Consider the following 11625-nt stretch of genomic DNA (forward strand, 5'->3'; position numbering starts at 1 on the left):
CTCTTCAATTAAAAGTTTTTTGAAACCGAAGTTTCGTGCTCAATGAATTCTGTATAAATTGACTATATAGTCACTCATAAGAAATTGAGACTCTAAATTTGTTTGCGTCATCTAGCGAACTAGAATCGGCTGTTAGAACTCAATCTGTACGAGTGCCCACACAGATGATTGCTTTATATTGTTAAAGAACGTTTTGAGATACTTTTGCGTCTCAAGGGCTGTGCATTCTACGCAAGCCGTTATTTTTGTCAACACTTAATTTTGAGAAAAGTTTATTTTTTCAAAACTCAGTCTTACTTGACTCAATCGACTCGTTGCTTTGCTTGTTTGTAAGCAGTCCGCCGTGTCGGTGGATGCGCATTATAGGGAGATCCGAATTGAGATCAACTGTTTTTTGAAGTTTTTATGAAAAAAATGACTGTTCGAGCAAAATACGAACGAAATGGGCAAAAAGAATACTAAAAAAGGCCCTTCTGGGCCTTTTCTGTTTATTTAACTATAAGCTTCCAACCTGCTTTTGCTTGTAGCTTGGTCTCTAATTGCAGTTCACTGGCCATTAATGGGTGATATTTTAACCAATCGCCATCAAATGTCAGTGTAAGGGTGTTTTCATTAACACTAAGATCGAGTGCTGGCAGTACATCATCTTGGCGACGCATTGATAAGATCACTGCGATCCGAACAATTCTTGTCAAACATTCAGCTAATTGTTCATGACACCCTAGGTATGCAAAGCTGTTTTTTACCAGATCTGCACGATGCGCGTTCGCTACAGCAGTGATCAGCTTATGCTCAGATTGTGAAAAACCTGGCATATCGGTGTTTTCTATAATGTAGGCTGTGTGCTTATGATAAAGTTTATACTCTATTAATAAACCTATCTCGTGCAACTTCGCTACCGTTTTTAATAACGCAATTGCGTTGTTATCAATTGACTGCCACTGCCCCTTTACACTCTTTGCTAATTGCTCAGTAAGTTGTGCAACTCGGCAGGCTTGATTTACATCGACATGATAACGAGCCATTAATCCATCAACCGTACGCTTACGAATATCGTGGTTATGTAGCTCTGGTACCATGCTGTAAAGCACACCTTCACGCAATGCGCCGCGAGCAAGGCCCATCTGCTTTATAGCTAATGATTCGAATAAGGCGATTAAAATTGCAAGTCCAGATACAAACACAAGGCGGCGTTCTTCACTTAAACCTGCAAGCTCAAGATCTGCAATTGTTTCAAATTGCACTGATTGCTCTTTGATGGCATACAATTTATCAAGCGTTAAGAGTTCATCTTGGTTTTGCGCAACCATGATCTCTTGAATTGCTTGCACTGTACCAGATGCTCCACTCGCTATTTGCCAGCCTGCCGTTTTATATTCATCAACAATTTCAGCAATCACATCTCTGGCTGCTTGAATCGCGGCTGCAAAATTTTCGTTACTCAGTTTTTGATCTTTGAAATAGCGCTCTAAAAAGGTGACACAGCCCATATGTAGGCTTTTATAGTGCAGTGCGTCAAAACCTTTACCTATAACGACCTCTGTACTCGCCCCACCAATATCGATAACAAGTTGCTTTCCACTACAAGCTGATGTGTGCGCCACGCCTTTGTAAATCGTTTTGGCTTCTAGCTCACCACTGATGACATTGATTTTATGACCAAGGATTTGTTCAGCCTTTTGCTTAAACACATCGGCATTGGTAGCAAGACGCAAAGTTGCTGTTGCAACAATGGTAATGTTTTTCTTTGGTATGTCTTGTAAACGTTCTGCGAACAAGGCTAGGCATTCCCAACCTCGCTGCATGGCTTCTGAGCTTAGGACGTTGTTTTCATCAAGCCCTGCTGCAAGCCTTACTTTACGTTTGACTCGACCGATCGTTTGTAGACCGCCAGCAATTGATTTGGCAATCAGCATATGAAAGCTGTTCGATCCTAAATCGATTACTGCATACACATTTTTTTGCGGTTGAAATTGCCCCACCGTTCAAAAACCTCTAGTTACTACTAAGTCTTCAATGACGGTCGTTTATCACGACCGTGATTTCTGGTAACTATTATTTGGTCGACGTCCGTTGTTATTACGATTACGTGGGCCTGTAGAATAGTTCCGCTTTTTCTGAATAGTAGGCTTAGTTAAATCATCAAGCAATGCACTTTTATCATAATGTGATAATGGAATGCTGTGTTCTATATATTGCTCAATTTCGTGGAGATTATAGGCATACTGTTCACAGGCAAAGCTAATAGCGTGTCCTGAAGCACCAGCACGTCCGGTACGACCAATGCGGTGTACATAGTCTTCACAATCATCTGGCAAATCAAAATTAAATACATGACTTACTTCTGGGATATGTAAACCACGAGCTGCAACGTCTGTTGCCACTAAGAAGTCTAAATCGCCTTTGGTAAATTGAGCCAAAATTGATTGACGCTTTTTCTGGTTTACATCACCGGTTAATAATCCAACTCGATGACCATCCGCTTTCATCCATGCGTAAACATTTTCACAACTGTGTTTCGTATTTGCAAACACAATTGCTTTCTCAGGCCATTCTTCTTCAATTAAAGTTAACAGTAACTTAATTTTATCGTCTTGTGATGGATGAAATAGCTCTTCTTGAATACGCTTACCTGTTTTAACGTCAGGTTCAATTTGCACATGCTCTGGGTTAGTCATGTGTTCAAACGCTAATTCCTGCACACGATACGATAAGGTTGCAGAGAATAATAAGTTTAAACGCTCTGAGGTTTCAGGCATACGTCTAAACATGTAGCGGATATCTTTAATAAAGCCTAAATCGAACATACGATCTGCTTCATCAAGCACCACAACTTCAATTTCATTTAGGGTGTAACAACCCTGTTTATACAAATCGATAAGGCGTCCAGTCGTTCCAATTAAAATATCAACGCCTTTTTCTAGTTGTGCACGTTGTTTTTCGTAATCTTCGCCACCATATACTAAACCTAAGTTAAGATTACAGTGTGGCGCTAAAATTTTTGCATCTTTGTGTATCTGAATCGCCAGCTCCCGAGTTGGGGCCATGATCAGGGCTCTTGGATGTTTACTAGGTGCTTTGCTAGATTGTAATAACCGATGGCACGTGGCTGTTAAAAACGCCAACGTCTTGCCTGTACCTGTTTGTGCTTGGCCCGCAATATCACGGCCTTCACAAATAAAAGGTAGGCATTTAGCTTGAATGGGTGTGCAATATTCAAACCCATTTTCGGTTAAACCGGCAACCACTTCCGGTGCGATAGCAAAGTCTGAAAACTTTTTATCGGTCAAATGTGTCTTAGTCATAGCGTTTAAGCATAACGTTTAAACTTGCAATAAGAAACAAGAGTGTTTAAATACGCATTAAATATTTCGCCTAACTTATCGGAGATCGCAATGAGCGAGAAAATTATTCAATTAACTGACGATAGCTTTGAAGCTGACGTACTACAATCAGACAAACCTGTACTTGTTGATTTTTGGGCTGAATGGTGCGGACCTTGTAAAATGATCGCCCCTATTCTTGACGAAGTAGCTGGCGAGTTTGATGGCCGTGTAACTATCGGTAAATTAAACATTGACCAAAATGCGGGCACACCACCTAAATTTGGTATTCGTGGAATCCCAACACTTCTTCTTTTCAAAGATGGTCAGGTTGCAGCAACTAAAGTAGGTGCACTTTCAAAAACTCAATTAGTTGAGTTTTTAGAGAACAACATCTAACTGAAAATGTAAAAAAAGGGCTTTTTGCCCTTTTTTTAGCTTTATTTTGTTTAAAGACTGGACGCCTTGCTAGTGACCTGCTAGTTTATAAAGCCAACTAATCCTTAGTTATACCAACAAACCTCACTCATGTATCAAACTATGATTTTGAGTATGATAATTGTAATAAAGAACCCACCAATATGCATTTACGCGAATTAAAAGACAAGTCTATAAAAGAGCTTGTAAACTTAGCTGAGTCCATGGGGCTCGAAAACGTAGCCCGTTTAAGAAAACAAGACATTATTTTCGCCATTTTGAAAGCACACGCTAAAAGCGGTGAAAATATTTATGGCGGCGGTGTATTAGAAATCTTACAAGATGGCTTTGGTTTCTTGAGATCATCTGAAGCCTCATATTTAGCCGGACCTGATGATATTTATGTATCTCCGAGTCAAATACGTCGATTCAGCATGCGTACTGGTGACTCAATTTCAGGCCTTATCCGTCCACCAAAAGATGGTGAACGTTACTTCGCACTACTTAAAGTCAACGAAGTAAACTTCGACAAACCTGAAAACTCTCGCACTAAAATCCTTTTTGAAAACCTTACCCCACTCCACGCAAACGAGCGTTTACGTATGGAACGTGGTAATGGTAGTACAGAAGATATCACTGCTCGTGTACTTGATTTAGCATCACCTATTGGTAAAGGCCAGCGCGCCCTAATCGTTGCACCGCCTAAAGCGGGTAAAACGATGCTACTGCAAAATATTGCGCAGTCAATCAGCTACAACCAACCAGACTGTGAGCTAATGGTGCTTCTAATTGACGAACGTCCTGAAGAAGTAACTGAGATGCAGCGTCTTGTTAAGGGTGAAGTTATTGCTTCAACATTTGATGAGCCAGCAAGCCGTCACGTTCAAGTAGCCGAAATGGTAATTGAAAAAGCGAAGCGTCTTGTTGAGCACAAAAAAGATGTGGTTATCTTATTAGACTCAATTACGCGACTTGCTCGTGCATACAATACGGTTATTCCTTCATCTGGCAAGGTATTAACAGGTGGTGTGGATGCTAACGCATTACACAAACCAAAGCGTTTCTTCGGTGCAGCACGTAATGTAGAAGAAGGCGGTAGCTTAACGATTATCGCAACAGCGCTTATTGATACAGGCTCTAAAATGGATGAAGTAATCTACGAAGAGTTCAAAGGCACAGGTAACATGGAACTACACTTAAATCGTAAGATTGCTGAAAAGCGTGTATTCCCTGCGATCGACTTTAACCGTTCAGGTACCCGTCGTGAAGAGTTACTGACTAAGCCAGATGAACTACAGAAAATGTGGATCTTACGTAAGATTGTTCATGAGATGTCAGAAATTGACGCAATGGAGTTCTTAATTGATAAGCTTTCTATGAGCAAAACCAATGATGAATTCTTCGATTCGATGAAGCGTCAATAAGCAGCTTTCAAAATCAAAAAAAATGCCTGTTTTATACAGGCATTTTTTTTACTTAAAAGTACGGTTGAAGCGCTATTCAACTATAAATAACTCCGTAATATAGTTGGTATTTAGTTGGGTTTTGTTCTATAAGTTATAGGATTAAAAGGTAAGGATTTTTCAATGACCCGCATTAAAGTAGCAGTCGCTCTCTTTGTCATCAGCTTACTAAGCAGTATTGCTAGTTTTATTATTTTTGAACTATCAATTGTCGCGATGGCAGTAATCGGCTTAACGGTCATTGTTCCTTGGCTTATTTTAATTACCTTTATTTATTTAAAAGACGCGCAGCAACAAGATCACTTAAGTTATTTTGTTTCTAATATCACTTCTGATCAGGGTATCGACTTTACTTTTCGTTTTGATGAAAACGACAATAAATTACCTGAAGCCTGCCACATATTAAACGCGAGTTTAACTATGGTTGAGCATATGTTAGGAGAGATATATGCGTCATCTGCCCGCTTATTACCTATGGCTGATGCGTTACGTGACACCTATGCATCAATGACCCAAAAAGCAACAATTCAAGATGCGCATGGTGTTGATTTAGCAGAGACAATAAAGCGAACGATTGAAGTATCGAAAGAACTTGACCGTAGCCTTGAAGAAATATTTCACTCGGTCTCTGATGCAACAAAGTCTGTGCAACAAACTCGACTTGATGCCGACAAAAGCCAAGCTAGCCTTATGAAATTGGCCGACAATATCAACCAAACTAGCGAACAAATTATTTTACTTAAACAAGATAGTGATGCAATTGGCTCTGTAATTGATGTGATTAACAGTATAGCTGAACAAACAAATCTGCTAGCTCTCAATGCCGCAATTGAGGCTGCACGTGCTGGTGAGCAAGGGAGAGGGTTTGCAGTTGTGGCTGATGAAGTACGAAACTTAGCAGCACGCACCAGTAAATCAACCCAAGAAGTTCGTGAGATGGTTGCTAAAATTCAACATAGTACAGAAAAAGCCAACCAATTGATGCAAACAGCATTAAAAGAAACACAGCGTACTGTTGAACTATCAGAAGCATCAACCAAAGAAACGAATAAAATAGAACAGGCTATGTTAGCAATTAACGCGTTTTCTGAGAGCGTGCATGAACAGGTTGCCTTACAAAGCCAAATGTCAGATGAAGCACAAATGAGTATTGATGCTATGGTTGAGCTAAATTCTGACGCATTATCAAGTTCACAAATACAAGCTGTCTCAAGCAAAGATTTAGTGCGTCTAGCGCATGTTATTGATGATAAACTTTCAATGTTTAAGATCACACACCCAGAAACAAGTAGTGAACAACGTATCGATCGCTCTCGCTATGAAACAACTCAAAATAATGATTCAGAACAAGCTCAAGATGGTGATGTAGAGCTATTCTGATCAGCTAATGCACTGTTGAGTTGCTCAAGTAAACGATCAACTAAATTTGTTAATTCTGAGAGTTGGTTATTTTTTAAAGCTGACTCTAAGCCAAAGGCACTTTTCGCGATATGCTCCATGGCAAACATTTTAGCTGCTCCGCCAATACGATGTGCATCTTGCTGAAGATTAAATAAATCATATTCAGCCAAATGCAATTGAATAAGCGACGCTTCTTGGTTAAAACTTTGAATAAAGCTAGTTACTAAATCACTAATATCGTGACTTGCTTTTGTGCTTTCTGCGGTATTTTTACAATGCTTGGCAAGCTGCGTAAAAAAGACATTTTTGTCGATAGGTTTAGCAAGATACCCTGTAAAACCGGCCTGCAAGTACGCTTCTATTTCATGGCTTATCGCATTAGCAGTTAAGGCGTAAATTGGTTGGGTAAAGCCCGACTCTTTCAATAACTTAAGGGCACTTAACCCGTCTAAAACTGGCATCTGAATATCAAGAAGCACTACATCTGGAAACTCTATTAAACATTGCTCAACCGCTTTTGCACCGTTATCAACAGCAATTACATCTAACCCCATTGACTCTAAATAACGGCGAATTAAACGACGGTTATCGGCATGATCTTCTGCAATCAATACCTTTCCAGATAATCCTTTTAGTGATTGCGGTAAGTCACTTCCGTATTTGCTATTGGCATCAGTTTGACTGGGTTCATGTTCTTTACATGGCAAATAGAATGCAAACACGCTACCTTTATTGATTTCGCTCTCGACACTAATATAGCCGCCCATCATGATTGCGAGTTGTTGTGATAAGCTAAGCCCTAGCCCCGTACCACCAAACCGTCGACTAATGCTATTGTCTCCTTGACTGAAGCACTCAAAAATAAGTTTCAGCTGGCTAGCATCCATGCCAATCCCCGTATCACTTACCTGAAAGCAAATACCTTGTTGCGTCTGTGTGACCTGCAGCTCGACTTCACCTTGATGGGTAAACTTAATGGCATTCGCACATAAGTTGATCAAAATTTGTTTTACCCGCGTAAAGTCTAACCGAGTAATAAACTGCTCACCTAATTGGTTATGAAATGCAAATTTCAGCCCTTTCGCTTTTGCTTGCCCACTTAGCATTGAATGAACATCATTTAATAAGCAAACTAAATCACCTTCTTTTAAACTCAACTCAAGTTTATTCGCCTCAATTTTACTAATATCAAGCACATCATTTATGAGGTCTTTTAAGTGTTCACTTTGTTTATGAATAACAGCAAGTTCATCATTGAGTTGCTCTGGTTTATAAAAACCATTCATTAGGGTATCTGTTTGTCCCAAAATAGCCGTTAATGGTGTGCGGATCTCATGGCTAATATTAGCTAAAAATTGACTTTTAATTTCATTTGCACTGCGCAGCTTTTCTGCGGTTTCTTCAAGCTCATTGGTGCGCTTTGCAACCATCAATGAAAGTTGCTCTTTCGCTCCTTTTTCGATCATACGTCGATAAATGGTGATGCCCGTCACGACTAGCATAATAAATAAAATAAACAGCATGATGGCAAGTTGTCTTTGCTTTGACATTTCAAGCTCTTGCACTCGCTGTTTTTGTTTTAAATCAATAATTTCCTGAGTCAACTGACTGGCATTAATTCGACTGTGAAGCTCACCTAGGGATCTTAGAAGTCGCTCATTGTTTGCGGCCTTTAAGGTTCGAACGAATTGATCAAAATGAGCTACCGCACTGGTGAAATCTCCTTGGCCTGCTTTGATCAATGCATTCATTCCAATGCCATCCTGCACTCTCAGATCATCTTTATATTTTTTGGCCATCTCAATTGAGGTGGTCAGTGTTACTTCCGCTTGTGTTAGCTTACCTTGTAAGAGCTCAATTTTAGCTCTTGATAATAATCCCGCGAGCTCTAACGTTTTGTTATTTATTTGTTCTGCAAACTCGATGGCCTTATCAGCATGGCTTAGAGCCAGTTCTAAATCACCTGTTCGTAAGTAAACGTTAGCAATATTGACGTGACGAGAGGATAAGTAATAGGCATCATGTGTTTTTTGATAATACCGTAATGCACGCTGATAATAATGTAATGATAATTGATATTGTCCAAGCTCAGAGTAAGCAACGCCCATATTACCATATGACTGAGCAACACCTTCTTCATCACCTAATTTCTCGAATATCTTTAGCGTTTCTCTATACATATCTAAAGCAATATCGTAACTCGATAAGCGAATATAAAGACCCGCTATGTTATGCAAAATATCAGCTTTATCTTGCGCGCTACCATACTTTTCGTAGATAGATTTAGCGCGCGTGTAATAATCAAGTGCTTTGCTCATATCCCACATATCAAAATAAGCGAGACCTATATTACTCAGTAAGTTAGCCTCTGAAATAGGCGCATTCATTTTTTCGGCAACGCGTAAAGCACGTGTATAGGATTCGACAGCTTGTTGGATAAGACCTTGATAATAATAGCTAACGCCTTGCATCTTGATTGCACGAAAATAACTGTCTGGTTGAGCTTCAAAAGAGGTCGACTTCTCAGCTAGTTGATAGTGTTTAAATGCTGCGGCAAATTCTTTATTTTCTAGAGCCGTATCTGCTAACTGCAATTGTATAGCCAGCTTTTCATCAGCGCTAATAGTGGTATCTGCAAGTAATTGTGTCGCTAATTGCTGCTTTTCATCTAATTTTTGTGATTGATTAAATTGCTCTAGTAATGAATCTGAAGCATAACTAAACGTAGTCATCAGCACACTACAGCATACTAATGCCGAATGTATTAACCTGAGACTCAATAATGTGCGCATATGTTTATATCCCTAAATATCAACATAGTCCGAGGAAAAAACTAAATCGTAACTCGGCTAAATGCCTTCCTTGATGAAAATATAAACATAGTTTCAGTAAGGCAGCTGTGATAGCGTATATAGTTTTAGATTACATAAAGATTGGCCTGCTAACAATGCTTAACCCACTGATAGATGAGATTTTTTACCTCATTTTGAAACAACCTATCTGGAAAGTCCATACGCTTGCGAGTGCACTTAATGATGCAGGTCATCTTAGTGTTTTAGATAAGGACCCACAAAAAGATCTTTTTAAACGTAACTTCTTAGTTATGAATGCCTTATATCAACTCCAAATACAGGTTAGCCCTGAGCAACAATTGCACATAGCTGCCTTACATATTGAATTGATAAATAACAAGTGTGAAAAGGTGCTAGAAAATACTGATCCTTTGCGGGAGTATTATTTAGATTGGCAAAACTACGACACAACAAGTGATGAAATTGATGCGCTATTAAATGAGTTTTGGCAGCGCTTTGCTACATTCAACAGGCATACTACTTCTGCAAATCTTACAAAAGAGCAGCTTTTACAAATACAAAAAGCATGGCAGTTGCCCGCTAACTTTTCACTAAAAGAATTACAAAAGCGCTGGCGACAATTGGCTTTAAAACATCACCCAGACCGTCAAGGCTGTGCGATTCAGTTTAAAAAAATACAACGTGAGTATGAGCAGCTAAAAGCTAGCTGCTCGTAAACTTTAAACTTATCGACTTAAACGACGCGCACGAATCTTACGCTTTTTGATATTTCCTTCGGTCAATTTGCGCAGTGCTGGTTTGACTGCTGTTCGCTCTACAGCGATAAAAGCCACGTTATCAAGTACATTAATTTTACCCACCTGATGACCTGCAATACCTTCTTTACCCGTTAAAGCACCTAAAATATCGCCAGCACGAATTTTTTGCTTCTTACCTGCATCGATCATGATGGTCGCCATCGTAGGCTTGTAGGCCGGCTTTTCAAGTAAGCTAAAAGGAGGTAGTGGCTCAGGGTTGAAGTCGCGTTCGTAATGATCACCAATTTGTGCCACTTTAAATTGCTCAGCCTCACCATAAATAGAACATGCAATGCCTTTTTTACCTGCTCGACCTGTTCGACCAACGCGGTGAACATGAGTTTGTGGATCATGTGCTAAGTGATAATTTACAACCATATCCATGTCGTTAATATCTAAGCCTCGTGCAGCAACATCCGTCGCCACCAAGATACACGCGCTTTTATTAGCAAAACGAATTAAAGTACGTTCACGTTCGCGTTGATCTAAATCACCGTGTAAAGCAACGGCACTAAAGCCTTCAGCGTATAGGTCATCACAAATTTGCTGTGTTTCAACCTTAGTATTACAAAAAACCACACAGCTTTCTGGCTGAAACTTCAAAAGCAACAGCTTCAGCGTATTAAAGCGCTGCTTGTTATTATCAAGCTTGTAAAAGTATTGTGTGATCGTGCTTTTTGTTTGCTCTTCTTCAACCTTAATCATTTCAGGGTTGCTTAAAACTCGCTCAGCAATCGCTGCAATTGATTTTGGATAAGTCGCGCTAAACAACAAGGTTTGGCGTTGATTTGGAATACATTCAACAATGGCATCAAGGGTATCTTGAAAACCCATATCAAGCATTTGGTCAGCTTCATCTAATACCAATGTTTCAACGTCATCTAAACGCAATGTACCCTTACGAATATGATCATCAACACGACCTGGTGTGCCAACAATAATATGAGCGCCATGCTCTAGTGAACCAATCTGTGGACCAATAGATACACCACCGCATAAAGTTAAAACTTTAATATTATGAATGCCGCGAGCAAGCTTACGAACTTCTTCTGCAACTTGCTCTGCCAGTTCGCGGGTTGGACATAAAATAAGTGATTGAATGCGAAAACGTTTCACATTTAACTTAGCCAACACACCTAAGCTAAACGCGGCCGTTTTACCCGACCCTGTTTTTGCTTGAGCAATGATATCTTTGCCTTGCAAGATCACTGGTAAACTTTGCGCTTGTACCGGTGTCATTTGCGCATAACCTAAAGTCGATAAATTATCGGTTAACTCTTTCGGCAAAGCCAAAGATGAAAAAGCAGTAGCAGTCACAGTAATATTCCAAACTTGATAATTGAGGGACATCCTCGAAGATGCAGTGGATCATAGCAGAGAATGCATTGTTTCTCTAAACGAAAAGAGCTAT

At 39.7% G+C, this 11625-nt stretch carries 8 protein-coding genes; 4 read left to right on the forward strand and 4 right to left on the reverse strand.

Annotated elements, in window-relative coordinates; all coding sequences use genetic code 11:
• Positions 1–488: 488 nt before the first annotated feature.
• Positions 489–1982, reverse strand: a complete 1494-nt coding sequence (gene gppA / locus L1267_RS22870) for a guanosine-5'-triphosphate,3'-diphosphate diphosphatase (RefSeq protein ID WP_235384306.1) — start codon at positions 1980–1982, stop codon at positions 489–491.
• A gap of 48 nt (positions 1983–2030) precedes the next feature.
• Positions 2031–3305: an ATP-dependent RNA helicase RhlB gene (gene rhlB / locus L1267_RS22875; protein ID WP_135923182.1), complete on the reverse strand. Its 1275-nt coding sequence runs from the start codon at positions 3303–3305 to the stop codon at positions 2031–2033.
• 90 nt (positions 3306–3395) lie between these two features.
• Here rhlB and trxA point away from each other — a divergent pair, with 90 nt between their 5' ends.
• From trxA to L1267_RS23795, 3 genes are all read left to right on the forward strand, one after another.
• Positions 3396–3722 (forward strand): thioredoxin TrxA, encoded by a 327-nt coding sequence (gene trxA / locus L1267_RS22880; RefSeq protein ID WP_135923181.1) that lies wholly within the window; start codon positions 3396–3398, stop codon positions 3720–3722.
• 182 nt (positions 3723–3904) lie between these two features.
• Positions 3905–5164, forward strand: a complete 1260-nt coding sequence (gene rho / locus L1267_RS22885) for a transcription termination factor Rho (RefSeq protein ID WP_062566226.1) — start codon at positions 3905–3907, stop codon at positions 5162–5164.
• 162 nt (positions 5165–5326) lie between these two features.
• Entirely contained in the window at positions 5327–6583 is a 1257-nt protein-coding gene (locus L1267_RS23795; RefSeq protein WP_135923180.1) for a methyl-accepting chemotaxis protein, read from the forward strand.
• Here the strand turns inward: L1267_RS23795 and L1267_RS22895 are convergent.
• Complete coding sequence (locus L1267_RS22895; protein ID WP_235384307.1) at positions 6556–9336, reverse strand: tetratricopeptide repeat-containing hybrid sensor histidine kinase/response regulator; 2781 nt, start codon at positions 9334–9336, stop codon at positions 6556–6558. The genes L1267_RS23795 and L1267_RS22895 overlap by 28 nt on opposite strands.
• 215 nt (positions 9337–9551) lie before the next feature.
• Here L1267_RS22895 and L1267_RS22900 point away from each other — a divergent pair, with 215 nt between their 5' ends.
• Positions 9552–10133 carry a DNA-J related domain-containing protein gene (locus tag L1267_RS22900; protein ID WP_199526050.1) on the forward strand — a complete coding sequence of 194 codons (582 nt, stop codon included), beginning with the start codon at positions 9552–9554 and terminating at the stop codon, positions 10131–10133.
• Between the two features lie 9 nt (positions 10134–10142).
• On the opposite strand, the gene dbpA is transcribed toward L1267_RS22900, so the two are convergent.
• Positions 10143–11531 carry an ATP-dependent RNA helicase DbpA gene (gene dbpA, locus L1267_RS22905; protein WP_235384308.1) on the reverse strand — a complete coding sequence of 463 codons (1389 nt, stop codon included), beginning with the start codon at positions 11529–11531 and terminating at the stop codon, positions 10143–10145.
• Positions 11532–11625 lie beyond the last annotated feature (94 nt).

Source organism: Pseudoalteromonas sp. OFAV1 (assembly GCF_021532595.1).
Lineage (GTDB): Bacteria > Pseudomonadota > Gammaproteobacteria > Enterobacterales > Alteromonadaceae > Pseudoalteromonas > Pseudoalteromonas lipolytica_C.